Origin of the sequence: Paenibacillus sp. AR247 (assembly GCF_002968895.1) — a bacterium.
Lineage (GTDB): Bacteria > Bacillota > Bacilli > Paenibacillales > Paenibacillaceae > Paenibacillus_AQ > Paenibacillus_AQ favisporus.
Map to the genome: position 1 here is coordinate 29,631 of NZ_PCZT01000017.1, position 16,180 is coordinate 45,810.

Below are 16,180 nucleotides of genomic sequence, written 5' to 3' on the forward strand. Positions count from 1 at the left end.
ATGTACACCGCTCAGCTGGAGATGAAGTATACCAAGGATGAAATCCTTCAAATGTATTTGAACGAAATTTACTACGGTCACGGCGCTTACGGCATCGAAGCAGCCTCCCTGATGTATTTCGGCAAGCCGGCCAAGGATCTCGACCTGGCGGAAAGCGCGATGCTGGCCGGGATTCCCAAGGGGCCGACCTATTACTCGCCCTACACCCATCTGGATAACGCCAAGAAACGGCAGAAGATCGTCCTGGGCACCATGGTGACCACCGGCGATATTACTCAGAAGGAGGCGGACCAGGCTGCAGCCGAGAAGCTGGCGATCAAACCGCAGGGACAGCAGAAATCCAACCTGACGGCGCCGTATTTTCGGGATTATGTAAAAAATTTGGTGACCAGCCAGCTCGGCATCAGCGAGGATATGCTCGATCACGGCGGTCTTAACATTTATACGACCCTGGACCCGCATGCCCAGGCCGCGGCTGAGGAGGCGGTGGCCAAAGGCATGGATTCAGCCAGCGATTTGGAGACCGCGCTCGTGTCGATCGACCCGCGGAGCGGCTATGTCAAAGCGATGGTCGGCGGCAAGAACTACAAGGAGAGCCAGTACAACCACGCGCTGGCCAAGACGCGCCAGCCCGGCTCCTCCTTCAAGCCGATTATGTATTTAACAGCATTGTCTTCAAAGACGATGACGGGTCTCACGACGTTTAACAGCGAACCGACCCTGTTTCACTACGACAACAACCGGAAAACGTATCAGCCCAGCAATTATGGAGACAAATATTTGGGCGAGATTAATATGGAGCAGGCCATCGCGGCCTCGGACAACATCTACGCGGTCAATACGATGCTGAAGGTCGGGGCGGATAACGTAATCGCCACGGCGCGCAAGCTCGGCATCGTCAGCCCGCTCGAGTCCGTCCCCTCCTTGGCGCTCGGGACCTCGCCGATCAGCCCGTTCGAAATGGCGTCCGCCTTTGCGGTGATCAGCAACAATGGCAAGCGGATCCCGCCGGTCGCCGTGCTGAAGATTACCGATGCCGCCGGCGAGGTAATCTACGAGGCTCCCAAACCCGCCGGCGAGCAGGTCGTCGATCCGGCGGCGGCTTACGTGCTGACGCATCTGATGGAGAGCGTATTTGAATCCGGCGGGACCGGTAACCGCGTATCCTCCATCATGAAGCGTCCCGTGGCCGGCAAAACCGGAACGACCGATACCGACGCTTGGCTGGTCGGGTATACGCCGGAGCTTGCGACCGCCGTATGGGTCGGTTTTGACAAGGGCAAAACGATTACGACGACGGACGCCCACCGGGCAGCGCCCATTTTTGCCCAGTACACCGAGAAGGCGCTGGAGAACGTACCGCCCAAAATTTTCACGATTCCGAGCGGCGTCGTCAGCGTCTACATTGATGAAGAATCCGGCAAGCTCGCCACGGCCGACTGTCCTAACAAGAAGCTTGAAGTATTCATCGCAGGTACGGAACCGACCGAATACTGCTCGCTTCACGGCGGGGAGAAGGAACAACCGGACGTGAAGAACAAGGCCGAAGAACACTCCTGGTGGTCCGACTTTAAGCGGTGGCTGACTGACTAAACGCAGCGCGTTATAAAGGTACGGGGGCTAGACTAGGCTGAGTACTGCCCGAAAACCATATTTGAAAAAGGGAGCCGGTAAAGCCGCTCCCTTTTTTTTCCTTCTATTGAAGTGCATCGGTTTGGCGGCCCCCTCTCCCAGGGAGCCCGATACACCGGACCAAGGATTCAAGCCATGCTTTGCAGGGTTACCTTTTGCCTTTCGCGCTGAATTCCGGTTATATATATAGAATGAACTAACCCGAAGAGGTGATCCTGATGATGAACCGGGGTAACGAGGGCGGCCAGCTGATCTCCCCCTCGCTTCTCGCCATGACCGCGCTGGAAGCCGCGCCCCGCCTGCTCGGCCAGACGCTGGTCCGGGAGACCGAAGACGGAGAAATCCGCTGCCGGATCGTGGAGACCGAGAGCTACGGCGGCGCCGAAGACAAAGGGAGCCATGCCTACGGCAACCGGCGCACCGCCCGGACCGAGACGATGTTTGCCGCCGGGGGCTTGGCCTACGTGTATTTGATCTACGGCATGTACCACTGCGTCAACGTTGTCGTCGGCGATGCGGACGAACCGCAGGCCGTGCTCATCCGGGCGGTGGAGCCGCTGAGCGGGCATGACGCCGAGCTGATGCGCCGGTACCGGGGCAGCGTCTCCGGCAAAGCCGCCAACTTGTGCAACGGCCCCGGCAAGCTGTGCCGCGCGCTGCGGATCGACCGCAGCCTGAACGGCTGCGCGCTCGGTCATGCGGACAGCCCGCTGCGGCTTGAGTCCGGCGACCGGGCTGATGAGCTCCCGATCATCCAGTCTCCACGGATCAATATTGATTACGCGGAGGAGTACGCCCTCAAGCCGTGGCGGTTTTATATCGACGGCCATCCGTACGTGTCGGTCAAAGCCCCTGAGCCGCTGCCTTTTTCGCTAAGGGGTTAATTCCGTACTGTACACGAGACCCTGTCCCTTCATGCCATGCAAAAAAGGACCTGCCCTGCCCACGGATCGATACATCCGTCAGCAGGAACAGGTCCTTTGTTCTTATAACGAGAAGAGCCCGCGATTTACGCTATACCTCCAGCGCCTTCTTCAGCTCATCCGGCGAAGCTTCCCACCACTGCTCATTATGCGACACCAGCAGGTTCTTCAGCAGCGTCTTTTCCTCAGATCCCAATTCGTCCAGCATAAATTTCCGCTTCAGCGCGGCATCCATCCGGTTCACGTGATCGGCAAGGATTTTCCAGCCCCGTCTCTCTTCTTCATCGATCCACATCTCACTGGCCGTGGCACCGCCGTAGAATTGTCCATCCTCGTTCCGGTCCACCGCGACCCATACGATCCACACCTGGCGTCCGTTCGGGACTTCCTCCCGGTTCGGCGTAAAGCGAATGCGGCGCTCCGGCTTGCTCTTGGCGTGCATTGCTCCGATATCGATGACGGCTTCGCCGCGGTCGATAATGACCGGAGAAATGTTGTTCAGATCGATAGAGCCTGCCCCAAAACCCATCTTGTGCTTGCTCTTGCCGCTGACGATATTCAGTGCGATGGGCTTCTTGCCTACCTGTTCCTTGTTGTCCATTTCCGATGTTCCTCCTATTTGAAAACAGAAACGCTGCGCTGCGCCTCCGCGATTTGTGGATACCCGTCCAACTTAATTTTATTTTAACTAATAATCGCTGGAAAGCCAACATATACATGCTGTAGATGCTTGTCAACGGGAGGTATTCGTATATGGCCCCAGCACGCGCCAAACTCGTCTTTTTATCCTTTCTCGTTCTTGTACTCCTGATTACGGGAACACTGTGGTTCGTCTTTAAGGATTCGCCCGAGTCCATGCCTTCCTACGCTCCGGATCAGGCCAAGCCTCCAGCGGCTTACAAGCCTCCGTCACCGATGGAGAGCGTCCAGCAGCCGACCGCGGAGGTGCTCAGCAAGCGGGTGGTGGAATATCACATCGATACGACCCTTGATCCGGACAGCCGGGTAATTAAAGGAACCCAGACCCTGACCTGGACTCATCCCGGCAAAAAACGGTAAACGAGCTGTATTTTCACCTCTATCCGAACGCCTTCGCTTCCATGGATACGACGTTTATGAAGGAATCAGGCGGGAAGCTGCGCAATGACACGATGCCTGCCGACGGCTTTGGGTCCATGACACTGACTGCGATGAAGACTGCCGACGGTCTGTCGCTGATGCACCGGATTCAATACGTGCAGCCGGATGACGGCAATACGAAGGACAAGACCTTGATGAAGGTGCGTCTTCCGCGGCCGGTGAAACCAGGTGAAAGCATCACGCTGTCCATGCAATTCGAAGTCCAACTGCCCAAAATCTTCGCCCGAATGGGGACCGCCGGTAACTTTGTCATGGCCGGGCAGTGGTTCCCCAAAATCGCCGTCTACGAGCCCGTGGGAACGCGAGGCCGGACGAGCGAGGGCTGGGACCTGCACCAGTACCACGGAAATTCGGAATTCTACTCCGATTTCGGCATTTACAGCGTCCGCATTCACGTACCGAAGAACTACACGGTGGCCGCAACCGGTTTCCCGGTACAGAACTCACAGATCAAGAACGGCGAGAAGATCTATCAGTTCTACGCCGACGACGTACATGATTTTGCCTGGGCCGCATCCCCCGACTTTATCGTCGCCGAGGAGCCGTTCTCTTCAGCGGAGGTGCCCGGGGTCCGGATCAAGCTGTATCTCGATCCCGCCCACAAGGATTTGAAAGAGCGCTACTTCTACGCCGCCAAGGCCGCGCTTAAATATTTCAGCAAATGGTACGGGAAGTATCCGTATTCCACTCTATCTATCGTCGTTCCGCCCGAAGCAGGCAACGGGGCAGGCGGCATGGAGTATCCAACGCTGATTTACGGCCTTCGGGGCCAAGGACGACTCCCCGGGTTACGACCTCGAGCGGACCGTCATCCATGAAATCGGCCATCAGTACTTCTACGGCATGATCGCCAGCAACGAGTTCGAGGAGGCCTGGCTGGACGAAGGCTTCACCTCCTATGCTGAGGATAAGCTGATGGAGCAGGAATACGGCGTCATCCCCAATCTGCCGATTCAGTCCTCGCTCATCGCTTCACCTGCGCCGCTGACCCAGGACGCCTGGAAATATACGTCGCAGAATCAATATGCACTGAACGTGTATTACCGCGGCAAGATGGTCCTGAAAGAAATGGAGACGCTGACCGGCGCCCAGACCATGAAGAAAATCATGTCCACCTATGCGAAGAAATACCGTTTCGAACATCCTGCCACGGCTGATTTTCAAAAGGTGGTCGAGCAGGTAACCAGCAAGTCGTGGCAAACCTTCTTCGATCAATATGTATACGGCAGCCAGATGGCGGATTTTTCGGTCGACGAAATTACGGTGCGCAAGGATAAAGATTCGGCGCAGCCCCGGTATGATTCTATGGTGAAGGTCAGCAAAAAGGGCGGCGATCTGCCGCAGGTGCCGATTCTGTTCACGTTTACGGACGGGCATCAGATCAAAAAGGTTTGGGACGTAAAGAACGCCAGCACCCAGTTCAAGCTGACATACAGCTCCCCGCTGGCCTGGGCCATGATCGATCCCGGCTATACGATCGTGCTGGAAAACAAACATGTGAACAACTACCTGAAGGCGGACATGGATCATAAAGTGCTCCTCCGCTGGAACGTAAGCATTACCAAGCTGATTGAAACCCTGCTTGGAAGTCTGTCCTGGTGAGGTGAGAGCAGTGAAATCCTATATTGTTAACGGTTGGAAAAGCGTCAAAGACCAATTTTATGTCATGATCATCATGTTCCTGTACCAGCTGCTCTGGGGCTACTTCCTGTACCGTCTGATCGATTCGGCGGTCGTGCCGCTGCTGATGCGGTATCCCGATCCCCCGCCGACCGAACTCAGCCAAGTCCTCTATTATGTGGAGGGACAAATGAGCTTAACCCAAAGCAGCACCGTGCATACCTACCTGTGGGTTCTGTTGGGGATGGTCGCCCTCCGCATGCTGCTGACCCCTTTTATCCACGCGGGCATCTTCTATGGCCTGCACCGGGAGCATCAGGGGGAACGCGGACTGTTTTTCTTCCAGGGCATGAAGCTGCACGGCAAAACGGTGTTTCTTTTTCACCTGATCGAATGGGTGCTTATCGCCGCTCCGTTATACTGGATGATCCCGAAGATGTATCCAATCCTGCTCAGCGCGATCCAAAACCATGCCCAGCTGCTTCACTGCATCCCGTACATTGCAGTCTGGCTTCTGTACTGCTACATCGTCCATCAGATGATTCTGTTCATGCAGTTTGGCAAAACCGGTGGAACCAGCATGTTCTCCTCGCTCTGGATCTGCCTGCGAAGCGCGCTCCTCCCAATATGATTTGTGGCATCAGCAAATGAACCGTACGAAAAAAAATATTTCGGAATAGTTAAAATTTTGTCATCACTTTAATCCGCTGATAAAAGAAGAACCCCGTCTCTTTCTGTTGAAAAGAGGCGGGGTTTTTGTTGTAAAATGATTGTTAACCATTTGCCAAAGTATAAATCCTCTGTTAAAATAATCCGAGTACGAACTTAGTAACAACTTTGTAATCTTTGCTGTAACGATTTTGACTTTGCTGTAACTGATTTCATCATTTGTCCGTTCATTTGATTGGTATGTACGATTATAGGTAACTTGTCAGCATGTCCATTTCCGGTGCAATCATCACGAGCCGAATTCCCGGGCACCAGGAAGCGGGGGATCCAATTTTGGGTGAATTGATCTCGCTACAGAGGGATCATAGGGGACCTTCTACCGAATCCTTAAGCTAACCTCGCAGGCATTGGAAGGGGTTTATTTTTTTGAAGAAGAAGTTGGCAGCCGCAGCGCTGGGCCTTACACTTGCGTTCTCCATGGGCACCGGCAGCGTATTTGCGGATTCATCTCTGAATCACATCGTTAACAACACGATCGGCGTTTCTTACAAAACCGGCGGAACAACTACGAACGGCTTCGATTGCTCCGGTTTTACCCGTTACGTGTACCAAAAGCTGGGGTTAACCCTCCCGCGTGTATCGGCTGCGCAATATAAAACAGGTACCGCTGTTTCCAAAAGCCAGCTGAGAGCAGGAGACCTTGTTTTCTTTAACACCCTAGGCGCAGGCGTTTCCCATGTCGGCATTTACATCGGCAACGGAAAATTCGCGCACGCGTCCTCTTCGAAAGGCGTTACCATTAGCAAACTGAGCCAAAGCTACTACGCCAACCGCTACGTTGGCGCCAAACGGGTCATGAGTACGGCCAAATACCAAGCTGCGGTTTACAATTGATTATCTCTCGAAAACAATGCATATCCAGAACAACCCGCGCCGCTGATTTTTGCCGAAATCGCCCCGCGGGTTTGTTGTTACTTATTAGACGTACGAACCACCGAAAAGGTAACAGCATTTCAAAAAAATTTTTTAAACGAGTAAGTCCACGATTTTCTCCTGTTTTTTCCACCCTTGTCATTTCTTTTACCCACTCGTCCAACAAATAAACATCATTTCCTATAATTTTTCCTACAAATCTTCTTTTTCTGTTAGAAACAATTGCCAAAGTCCGATTCCTTTGTTACAATAGTCCCAGCGATAGTAACAACTTTGTAATCTTTACCTGACACAAAGTTGCGAACGAATAAGAAGTAACAGGGAATTATACATAGTGTAAAAAGTTCATGCCGAATTTCCTCACACTAAGGAAAGCGGGGGAACCAGTTATGGGTGAATTGATCTTGCTTCAGAGGGATCATAGGGGGCCTTCTACCGAATCCTTAAGCTAACCTCGCAGGCGCCGGAAGGGGTATTTTACTTGAAGAAGAAACTTGCAGCAGCAGTCATAAGTTTCGCCATCGTGCTCACGGTCGGCACAGGAAGCGCTTTCGCGGATTCCAAGATGGATAAAGTGATCGACAGTGCGATCGGAACCAAGTACAGAACGGGCGGAACCACAACAAGCGGATTTGACTGCTCGGGATTTACAATGTACGTATTTGATCAATTGGGCATCGATCTGCCCCATCAGTCTGGATCCCAGTTCAGCATGGGTTCGGCCGTATCCCGCAGTGATCTGAGAGCAGGCGACTTGGTATTCTTTAATACATCGGGAGCCGGAGTATCCCATGTCGGAATTTACGTCGGCGACGGAAAATTCGCACATGCCTCCACTTCTCGCGGTGTGATCATCAGCTCTCTGAGCGACAGCTACTACGTCAACCGCTACGTTGGCGCCAAACGAATCATGAGTACGGATAAATACAAAACCGCCGCCGTCGATTCCGAGGACGTAGATGACGTCCAGTAATGCAGGTAAAGCAAGGGTACGAGATCCCGTAGAATGAGATTTTTGCCGAAATCTCCTTTTGCGGGATTTTTTGCGGACAGAAATGGGTAACCCTTCCATTCCCGCCCGCTACTCCTCATTTACCCCTATATTCCGGAATTAAACAGATATCTGCGGCAATCCGGAATATTTTTTCTCTAATGTTCAAATCCTACAGGGAGGTCTGGAAGGGAGATCTGCACATGAACCTCCAACATGAGAGCTTCATGATCGTTCCCATGACCCGGGAGCATGCTGAGACCGTCTGCGGTTGGGCGTACGAACCTCCATACGATTTATACGGCTGGCTGCCGTGGGATCAGATGGAGGCGCTTGGCGTCGAATTTGGTGATCCTGAGGTGAGGCAAAGCCAGTATGTGTCCGTCCTGGATGCTGAACATACCTTGTGCGGGTTCGCGCAGTTCTTTCCCTTGGCAGGCGTGACCCGGCTTGGTGTTGGCATGCGGCCTGATTTATGCGGCCAGGGGCTGGGTAAGAGCTTTATGCAGGCTGTGGTCGGCGCAGCCCGGGAAAAACGGCCTGGGGACGAAATCGACCTTGAAGTGCACACATGGAATAAGCGGGCCATCCGGGCTTACGGGAAGTCGGGGTTTGTTATCGCTGATACCTACCCCAAGCTGACCCCTGAAGGTGAACAGCTGTTTCACTGTATGGTCTATGAAGGGATCTAACTTTGAAAATTCCATCATCATAAAAATGGTACAAATTTGTGTATTTTTGGTGGCCCCAAGTTTGGATTCGTTTGCTTTTTTGACACAAACTATTTGATGTGATGGCTTGTTCCGTTATAATGAAGGAATGAAGAATGACAGTTTACATAGAAAGGACGAAAACGGATGCAAAAATGGATCATGAGCGGTGTATTAACGATCGCAGTGGTTATGGCAATTGTGCTCATGTTTACGCTTCCAGGCAAAGAGCAGGTGGCGGAAGAAGAGAAGCCGACCATGCCGGAAGTTACGATGGACGCCGCAGCGGCCGAATCTACGATTAAAGCACAGGGCTGCATTAGCTGTCACGGGGATCAGCTTCAGGGTGCCGTAGGCCCGAACCTTCAAAAGATCGGAAGCCAACTGTCCGCTGAAGAGATTTACACCATTATCACTAAAGGTAAAGGCGGCATGCCATCCTTTAAAGACAAGTTGAAAGCTGAAGAGATCGAGCGTGTTTTTATTTGCTGCATTATTCTCGTTACCTTTTTTCGCCGGAACGCATTTTTTCAAACAGTTCGTTAAATTGGTGAGCCTCCTTGACATCCAGGGACGTAATCCCGCCTTCATCCCATGAAGTCAAACGCAGCGTCACATTTTTATAATCAATCGTAATAAAGGGGTGGTGGCCAAAAGCCTCTGAAATGGCCGCAACCTCATCCACAAAGGAAATGCCCTTCATGAAATTGGAGAAAACGTATTTGCGCACGATCCAGCGGCCCTCTTCAAGCTCCCAGCCTTCCAGCTTAGACAAATGCGTTTCTACTTCTTCTTGCGTATATACCATTCTTCCGTTCCTCCCTGAAACCTAACATCCCCGAGGTTCACCAGGATGTGTCATTAATGTATGCTCGGGCGAAAAACCTTTACCCATTGTATTCATCCCTGAATGTAATCATGCTTCTCCAAGGAGAGTACATACGAATAATATCTTACCATGGACGGGTTTAAAAAATCCATCCGGCCCCAGGGACTATATCAGTGAGACTACGGTCAGCTCCTCGTCGCCGATCAAGAGGTTGATCCGGTGATGGTCCTTGTCATACATCACGATACCGCTTCCAACGGTGATGACAGGTTCGGCTCCCAGCGCATAGAACAAATCCTCCGCCAGCGCCTCATGCACCTCACGCTTCTCTTCGATGCCCAGCTGCATCCAATCCTGCTCCGCCATTTCAAAAAATAAATAACTGTCCGGAATTTCCCCGACAGCTGCCGTCAAATCGGTCAATATGCCGTCATAGTCACGACCATGCTTAACACCCATGCCATTCCCTCCATATCGAAGTTTAGTTACTCATACGATCTATAAGCGATTATTGTGAATGGTGAATGCCCTGCTCCATGCGCCCCTGTGTCAGGGTCTCAAGTGGGCCATTCGTCACCCGTTTGTGCTGTGATTATTCCCTTCACGGTATGCTGCTCGGACTTGATTTTGTAGGACAGATGAACCTTGTCATTTCATTATACCGGAAAATATCCCTTAAAAAAAAAGAGAATGGTGTCGATAAATAATATAAACCGTTTTTTGTGAAAGCGACCATGTTGCAAGGATGTAAACGCGGTCGATTCCGAAAGGATTCAATTCTATTTCTCATGGATGAGGTGTGCAATGGAAATTTCAACGATTGTTGGCCTGATACTCGGTGTGGTTGCAGTCCTAGTCGGCATGGTGCTGAAGGGCGCCCCGATCGTCAGCCTGCTGACGCCCGCCGCTTATGTCATTATTCTCGCCGGAACCGCCGCTACGCTGTTTATCGGCTTTCCGATGTCTGAGGTCAAAAAGTTCCCAAAGCTGTTAAAAATGACCTTCGTCAAACAAAAACTCATGCAGCGTCAAGAGCTCATCACCCTGTTCATGGAGTGGGCCTCCATCACCCGCCGGGAAGGCCTCCTCGCTCTGGAGACCAAGGTCGAAGAAATCGACGACGCCTTCCTGCGCAACGGTATGCGCATGATTATCGACGGTAACGACCAGGAGTTCGTCCGCGACGTCTTGATGGAAGATATTGCGGCGACGGAAGAGCGTCACCGTGCAGGTGCCCTGCTCTTCTCCCAGGCCGGTATGTATGCTCCTTCCCTCGGGGTGCTTGGTGCCGTCGTCGGCCTGATCGCCGCCCTGACCAAGATGGAGAATATGGCCGAGCTGGCCCACGCGATTGGCGCGGCCTTTATTGCGACGCTGCTCGGTATTTTTACCGGTTATGTCCTGTGGCACCCGATCGCCAATAAGCTGAAACGCCTGTCCAAAAAAGAAGTGGAGCTCAAGCTCATGATGGTGGAAGGACTGCTGTCGATTCAATCCGGCGTATCCACCATTGCGATCAGCCAGAAGCTCTCCGTCTTCTTAACCCCTTCCGAGCGCGCTCAAATGAATGAGAAGGAGGATGGTTCAGGTGGCCAAGAAGACTAGACATGAACCGCATGAGGAGCATGCCGACGAATCCTGGCTTCTTCCCTATGCCGACCTGCTGACACTGCTGCTGGCCCTGTTTATCGTGCTCTATTCCATGAGCGCCACGGACGCCAAGAAATTCGAGGAAATGAGCCAGGCCTTCAACAATGCCCTCAGCACCGGAAACGGCGTGCTCAACTTCAGGTCGAATTTGCCGATGGATAAAAATATGGACCAAGGCAAAAAAGACTCCCAAGAGAGCATCGTCACGAATAACAATGACAAGAAACAGAAAGCCCAGCTGGCCAAGCAGGAACAGGAAGACCTGGAGAAGCTGAAGCAGCAGTTGGATCAATATATCAAAACGAACGGCCTGACGAACCAGCTGGATACCAAACTGAACCAATCGCAGCTTACGATCACGATCAGCGACAACGCCCTGTTTGCTTCAGGCAGCGCTCAGGTGAAGCCTGAGTCACGCCAGCTGGCGCTCGCCATCAGCAGTATGCTGCAGCAGTTCCCGACGTATGACGTCGTCGTGTCCGGCCATACGGACAATATGCCGATCTCGAACAGCGAGTACGCGTCCAATTGGGACCTGAGCTCCAACCGGGCGCTGAACTTCCTGAAGATTCTGCTCACCAACAAGCAGCTCGACCCGGCCAAGTTCACCTCCACCGCCTTCGGCGAGTTCCGGCCCGTGGCTTCCAACGATACCGCAGCCGGCCGCGCTAAAAACCGCCGCGTCGAGGTATCCATCATCCGGAAGTACCAGAATATCAGCGAGCAAATCCCAGTAACCACGAATAAAAAATAGCATAGCGTAACTAATGGACAGGCTGTTCCCTTTGGATAAAGGGAGCAGCCTTTTTGATAGTAGACGGCACATGTCTCAGGGAATGGGCTAATAGGTTGAAGCCCTCACCCTGTATCAGGCCTGGCCCCTCTCTACCCTAGGCGGTAATTCAGCAGCTGTCCAAGCTCTTCCTTTTCCTGCGGCGTTAAATCGCGCCATTTCCCTTTGCCCAGGGATCCCAGGTGGATATTCATAATCCGAATCCGCTGCAGTCGGCGCACTTCATAGCCGAAGGCGCTGCACATCCGGCGGATCTGCCGGTTTTTTCCCTCGGTCAGAATAATCTTGAACACCCGCTCCGAGATCCGCGTCACCTTGCAGGGAAGGGTCATTTCACCCAAAATCTTCACCCCGCTGGCCATGCCTGTTAAAAAGGACGGCGTAACCGGCTTGTCCACCGTGACGATGTACTCCTTCTCATGCTTGCCTTCGGCCCGCAGTATTTTATTGACGATGTCGCCGTCACTCGTCAGAAGGATGAGCCCCTCGGAATCTTTGTCCAGCCGGCCGATCGGAAAAATCCGCTCCGAGTGGCCCACGAAGTCCACAATGTTGCCCTTGATATGCTGCTCCGTCGTACTGGTGATCCCAACCGGTTTATTCAGCGCAATATAGACATGCGTCACTTTCTTCTCTTGCAGGGGCCGGCCGTTGATGCGGACGTCGTCCCCTTCCTCCGCCTGGCTGCCCAGCACCGCCTGAACGCCGTTGATCGTCACCTTCCCGCTCTCTACCAGCTTATCCGCTTCACGCCGGGAACAATACCCGGTCTCACTGATATATTTGTTAATTCTCAAAGCTTATAACCCCATCTCATTATGGTTTACCCCGGACAAGAGTGCGGATCATTCCCGTTCTGGTCCTTCCCCATGCTCCGGCCGTGCCGCCGGCAGCGTTAACGTAACCTGAGTGCCCTTGTTAACGGCGCTCTTGATTTGAAGTGATCCTTTATGGCCCTCCACAATTCGCTGGCTGACCATCAGGCCAAGGCCTGTCCCGTTTTCCTTGTTGGTAAAAAACGGTTCTCCTACCTTCTCCATCTGGTGCTCAGGAATCCCTACACCTTCATCCGTAATCGTAATCCCCAGGTGGTCCGGGTCCGGCCGGAACAGATCGATACGAATGACGCCGCCTTCAGGCATCGCCTCCATGGCGTTTTTCAGCAGATTGATAAAGACCTGCTTCAGCTGGTTCTCCTCGCAGTGAACGTCCGTCTCGGCCGTCTGGGAGGACATGACGAACTCAATGCCGTGCAGATTGGCCTGACTGCTCAGCAGCGACAGCACATCCTCTAAAATATCACGAACATTTTTATTTCGGAAGTGCACAGCTTGGGGCTTGGCCAAAATTAAAAATTCGCTCACGATCAGATTGATTCTCTCCAGCTCAGACAGCATGATCTGGTTGTGCTTCGGATCGACGCGGTTGTTATACTCCTGCAGCTGCAGGAATCCCCGAGCGTCGTGAGCGGGTTGCGGATCTCATGCGCCACCCCGGCCGCCAACTGCCCGACCGTGGTCAGCTTCTCGGACCGGCGGAGCAGCTCGTCCATCCGGTTGCGTTCCGTCATGTCTCTCGAGATGCTGATGAACGATACTACCTTTCCTTCCGGATCCCTGACCGCGGACGTGCTGATGCTGACCTCCACAGGGGTCCCGTCCTTCTTGATTCGGACCGTTTCTACTGCCGGCAGCTGTTCGCCCTGCATTAAAGCGTCGAGCCTTGCCTGCACTTCCCCCTCCAAATGGCCGGGAATCAGGTTGATCCGCTTACCGATCACTTCATGGCTTGCCCAGCCGTACAGCTTTTCAAAAGCTTGATTGACCTGAATGATATTCCCCTCAAGGTCCGTCGTATGAATCGCATCCGCCGTCTGCTGGATGACAGACTCCAGATGCTCTTTCACCGAGCGGTTCTCTTCCACGGCCTGCTTGAGCTGGTCGGTATAGCTGCTCAGGTTGTCGGTCATCGTGTTGATTTTGGCGGCAAGCAATCCGAGCTCATCCTTGCTGTTGATGACGAGCGGCGTATCAAAGCGCCCCTGGGCGACGTTTTTCACTTTACCCAGAATCGCATCGATCGGCCGAATGAAGTATCCGGCTTGTTTATAGCTTACAATGACGAACAAAATCAACAGAAAGGCCGAAATCGATATATAAGAGACAAGCTGCTTCTGCAATACCTTGGATATTTGCGCATAATCCATGACGATGCTGATGATGTAGGATGCCTGAGACGCACTGTTCACAGGGATAAAGCTCTTTAACAGCTTTTTACCATCGATGCGCGTTTCATAAACGACATTCGCTCCTGTCTGTGCCGCCTTCTCCACAGCCTGTTTGTCGTTTTCGAGGTCGATATATGTATAGGTACCGTAGCGTATCGGCCGATTATGCAGCTTAGTCTTATCATGGACATATCCTTGTCCGGACATTCGGACGCCCGCAAAGGTCTGCGGATTGATGCAGCTGATTTCAAGAATCTCCCCGTTGATTTTCTTCGTTTTGTCGAGCACCTCCTCCGGACTTGGGATATGGGTGCCGATCTGATGGAGGGAATCGGTGCGAATATACGGATCAATGATATAGTTTCGTTTGGCGTCATAATAATAACCCCATTTGTCGATCACGTTCGGCTTGGAGTTCGAATATTCAAACGGTCCGGTCCAAAAATGGTCGGCAGCCGCTCCGTACGGAATCGTTACGCGCTCTTCCTCGAAGAGCTGCTTAAACGCCCTATACCAGTATCCCCAGTCTTTGGTGGAGAGACCGAGCTCAGCAGGTTCCGAGGACTTGGCAATGATAATATCATCACCGGTTCGGACTAGCAGGGCGATATGGGTGACTCCCACCTGCTTGCTCAGCTTGGCCAGCTGCTCGTTCGTAATGTTCTGGATATCCGGGTCCAGCTCTTTGGCAGCCAATTTGGCAGCCACATGCAGAAGCTCCCCGATCTGGCGTTCGACCATGCCAGCGCTCTCCTGGCTCTGCTCAATGGATGCGGCCACCTGCCTGGCGGCCAGCAGCATTTTGCGTTCGCTTTCCCGGCGTAAACTGGCTTGCGTTGTGTACAAACTAAGAATAATATTTAAAAGTAAAATCAGACAGAGTGAACCGGCCATGGTGAGGGACAGTTTCTTCTTCATTGACACATCGGGTCACCTCTAATCTTGCCTTGGCGATAATTGGAATAATCTATTCCATCATACTCTGTAGGCCGATATTTGAAAAGCTTGTCGAAAATGATCGGCTTAACTCGAAATAACGCAGCATGTCCACAACTTATCAACATATTCACAGCACTATTTAATAAATTGGGGATAATTCTGTGCGTAATCAAATAGTTATCCACAAATTTATGCACAGCATGTTAACAACAGAATGCTTGTTCGCTGAATAAGCCGAAATTCGGTACAGGGAGGCACTTTTACGTTGGAAAATCAAACAAAACATCCGCTCCATGTGGATGAGTCTGTGGATAATGATCGTCATGAACACTGGATGCGCGAGGCGATCCACCAAGCCAAATTGGCGGAGGAGTTGGGGGAGGTGCCGATCGGAGCGGTCATCGTCCGCAGCGGGGAGATCATCGGGCGGGGCTATAACTTAAGGGAAACGTCCCAGGACGCGACCGCCCACGCCGAGATTGTCGCCATCCGGGAAGCCAGTATAGCCGTACAATCGTGGCGCCTGCTGGACTGCACGCTATACGTCACGCTGGAACCGTGTCCGATGTGCTCCGGCGCGATCGTCCAGTCCCGCATCCCGCGGGTCGTCTACGGCACCTACGACCCCAAGGCGGGATGCGCCGGAACGCTGATGAACCTGCTGCAGGAGCCACGCTTCAACCACCGAACCGAGGTCATTGCCGATGTGCTGCAGGAGGAATGCGCTGGGCTGCTGACCCAGTTTTTCCGCAAGCTGCGGGGCAAAGCCTGACAAAAACAAACAGCCCGGCCAGTAACCCTGGCCGGGCTGTTGTGATTCGTACGGGGCTTGCTTAGTAAGCCGTAGCTCCCATTTTCTCCTGAAGCTGCTCCATCGTAATAACATCCGCTTCTTTTGGAATCCCGACGCTGAAGGTTTGCTTCTCGTTGATCTTGCTGTATTGGCTCGTCGCCTCTAGCGACAGCTTCATGTTGTCCTTTGTTTCCGGATCGTTCATTTCCACGTTCATCACAGCACCCTGATAAGCAGGGAAGTTATCTTTATTGATGGCCGTGTTGACTTCGAACTGGTTAACTTTCAGGTAGTTCTTCAGATCGTTCAGGCCTTTGCTGATTTCATCCTT

General features: G+C 52.7%; 17 protein-coding genes, 1 pseudogene and 2 riboswitches. Of the genes and pseudogenes, 11 read left to right on the forward strand and 7 right to left on the reverse strand.

Going from position 1 to position 16,180, the window contains the following annotated elements; translation table 11 throughout:
* On the forward strand, positions 1–1,593 hold a 1,593-nt coding region (locus CPT76_RS25640), incomplete at its 5' end, for a transglycosylase domain-containing protein (RefSeq protein ID WP_105444920.1).
* A gap of 257 nt (positions 1,594–1,850) precedes the next feature.
* A complete protein-coding gene (locus tag CPT76_RS25645) occupies positions 1,851–2,516 on the forward strand; it encodes a DNA-3-methyladenine glycosylase (protein WP_105444921.1) in 666 nt (221 codons plus the stop codon).
* Between the two features lie 130 nt (positions 2,517–2,646).
* Here the strand turns inward: CPT76_RS25645 and CPT76_RS25650 are convergent, their stop codons facing one another.
* Positions 2,647–3,156: a YwhD family protein gene (locus CPT76_RS25650; RefSeq protein WP_089549436.1), complete on the reverse strand. Its 510-nt coding sequence runs from the start codon at positions 3,154–3,156 to the stop codon at positions 2,647–2,649.
* Positions 3,157–3,308: 152 nt separating this feature from the next.
* Here CPT76_RS25650 and CPT76_RS25655 point away from each other — a divergent pair.
* The 6 genes and pseudogenes from CPT76_RS25655 (at position 3,309) to CPT76_RS25680 (ending at position 9,164) form a co-directional block, all read left to right on the forward strand.
* A pseudogene (locus tag CPT76_RS25655) lies at positions 3,309–5,297 on the forward strand (M1 family metallopeptidase).
* A gap of 10 nt (positions 5,298–5,307) precedes the next feature.
* The gene (locus tag CPT76_RS25660) at positions 5,308–5,946 is read left to right on the forward strand and encodes a hypothetical protein (RefSeq protein WP_105444922.1); all 639 of its coding nucleotides are present in this window, start codon (positions 5,308–5,310) and stop codon (positions 5,944–5,946) included.
* A gap of 322 nt (positions 5,947–6,268) precedes the next feature.
* A riboswitch (cyclic di-AMP (ydaO/yuaA leader) is annotated at positions 6,269–6,406 on the forward strand.
* Positions 6,407–6,410: 4 nt separating this feature from the next.
* Positions 6,411–6,878 carry a C40 family peptidase gene (locus CPT76_RS25665; protein WP_105444923.1) on the forward strand — a complete coding sequence of 156 codons (468 nt, stop codon included), beginning with the start codon at positions 6,411–6,413 and terminating at the stop codon, positions 6,876–6,878.
* Positions 6,879–7,255: 377 nt separating this feature from the next.
* Positions 7,256–7,395, forward strand: a riboswitch (cyclic di-AMP (ydaO/yuaA leader).
* A gap of 3 nt (positions 7,396–7,398) precedes the next feature.
* Positions 7,399–7,890 carry a C40 family peptidase gene (locus tag CPT76_RS25670; protein WP_258168805.1) on the forward strand — a complete coding sequence of 164 codons (492 nt, stop codon included), beginning with the start codon at positions 7,399–7,401 and terminating at the stop codon, positions 7,888–7,890.
* A 221-nt stretch (positions 7,891–8,111) separates the two neighbouring features.
* Positions 8,112–8,600 carry a GNAT family N-acetyltransferase gene (locus CPT76_RS25675; RefSeq protein WP_105444924.1) on the forward strand — a complete coding sequence of 163 codons (489 nt, stop codon included), beginning with the start codon at positions 8,112–8,114 and terminating at the stop codon, positions 8,598–8,600.
* A 165-nt stretch (positions 8,601–8,765) separates the two neighbouring features.
* Positions 8,766–9,164 carry a c-type cytochrome gene (locus CPT76_RS25680; protein ID WP_105444925.1) on the forward strand — a complete coding sequence of 133 codons (399 nt, stop codon included), beginning with the start codon at positions 8,766–8,768 and terminating at the stop codon, positions 9,162–9,164.
* Here the strand turns inward: CPT76_RS25680 and CPT76_RS25685 are convergent.
* A complete protein-coding gene (locus tag CPT76_RS25685) occupies positions 9,121–9,426 on the reverse strand; it encodes a 4a-hydroxytetrahydrobiopterin dehydratase (RefSeq protein ID WP_076176937.1) in 306 nt (101 codons plus the stop codon). The genes CPT76_RS25680 and CPT76_RS25685 overlap by 44 nt on opposite strands.
* 186 nt (positions 9,427–9,612) lie before the next feature.
* Complete coding sequence (locus CPT76_RS25690) at positions 9,613–9,906, reverse strand: hypothetical protein (RefSeq protein WP_105444926.1); 294 nt, start codon at positions 9,904–9,906, stop codon at positions 9,613–9,615.
* Positions 9,907–10,251: 345 nt separating this feature from the next.
* Here CPT76_RS25690 and motA point away from each other — a divergent pair, with 345 nt between their 5' ends.
* Both motA and motB read left to right on the forward strand, forming a co-directional pair.
* Entirely contained in the window at positions 10,252–11,052 is an 801-nt protein-coding gene (gene motA, locus CPT76_RS25695; protein WP_105444927.1) for a flagellar motor stator protein MotA, read from the forward strand.
* Entirely contained in the window at positions 11,036–11,851 is an 816-nt protein-coding gene (gene motB, locus CPT76_RS25700; protein ID WP_076176934.1) for a flagellar motor protein MotB, read from the forward strand. Before motA ends, motB begins: the two co-directional genes overlap by 17 nt.
* A 131-nt stretch (positions 11,852–11,982) precedes the next feature.
* Here motB and rluF read toward each other — a convergent pair whose 3' ends face one another.
* The 3 genes from rluF to CPT76_RS25710 are packed head-to-tail and all read right to left on the reverse strand — an operon-like array spanning position 11,983 to position 15,035.
* On the reverse strand, positions 11,983–12,687 hold the full coding sequence (rluF, locus tag CPT76_RS25705) for a 23S rRNA pseudouridine(2604) synthase RluF (RefSeq protein WP_105444928.1): 705 nt from the start codon (positions 12,685–12,687) through the stop codon (positions 11,983–11,985).
* A gap of 48 nt (positions 12,688–12,735) precedes the next feature.
* A complete protein-coding gene (locus CPT76_RS41645; protein ID WP_308737665.1) occupies positions 12,736–13,254 on the reverse strand; it encodes an ATP-binding protein in 519 nt (172 codons plus the stop codon).
* Between the two features lie 2 nt (positions 13,255–13,256).
* Positions 13,257–15,035, reverse strand: a complete 1,779-nt coding sequence (locus tag CPT76_RS25710; protein ID WP_308737666.1) for a sensor histidine kinase — start codon at positions 15,033–15,035, stop codon at positions 13,257–13,259.
* 286 nt (positions 15,036–15,321) lie between these two features.
* Between CPT76_RS25710 and tadA the strand changes: the two genes are divergently transcribed.
* Entirely contained in the window at positions 15,322–15,828 is a 507-nt protein-coding gene (gene tadA / locus CPT76_RS25715; protein WP_258168806.1) for a tRNA adenosine(34) deaminase TadA, read from the forward strand.
* 61 nt (positions 15,829–15,889) lie between these two features.
* On the opposite strand, the gene CPT76_RS37800 is transcribed toward tadA, so the two are convergent.
* The coding region (locus tag CPT76_RS37800; protein ID WP_374954733.1) for a DUF6612 family protein at positions 15,890–16,180 on the reverse strand (291 nt) is incomplete at its 5' end.

Coding starts and splice junctions, on each gene's coding strand:
- CPT76_RS25645 (WP_105444921.1), top strand. CDS start 1,851: ATGATGAACCGGGGTAACGAGGGCGGCCAGCTGATCTCCCCCTCGCTT.
- CPT76_RS25650 (WP_089549436.1), bottom strand. CDS start 3,156: ATGGACAACAAGGAACAGGTAGGCAAGAAGCCCATCGCACTGAATATC.
- CPT76_RS25675 (WP_105444924.1), top strand. CDS start 8,112: ATGAACCTCCAACATGAGAGCTTCATGATCGTTCCCATGACCCGGGAG.
- CPT76_RS25680 (WP_105444925.1), top strand. CDS start 8,766: ATGCAAAAATGGATCATGAGCGGTGTATTAACGATCGCAGTGGTTATG.
- CPT76_RS25685 (WP_076176937.1), bottom strand. CDS start 9,426: ATGGTATATACGCAAGAAGAAGTAGAAACGCATTTGTCTAAGCTGGAA.
- CPT76_RS25690 (WP_105444926.1), bottom strand. CDS start 9,906: ATGGGTGTTAAGCATGGTCGTGACTATGACGGCATATTGACCGATTTG.
- motA (WP_105444927.1), top strand. CDS start 10,252: ATGGAAATTTCAACGATTGTTGGCCTGATACTCGGTGTGGTTGCAGTC.
- CPT76_RS25710 (WP_308737666.1), bottom strand. CDS start 15,035: ATGAAGAAGAAACTGTCCCTCACCATGGCCGGTTCACTCTGTCTGATT.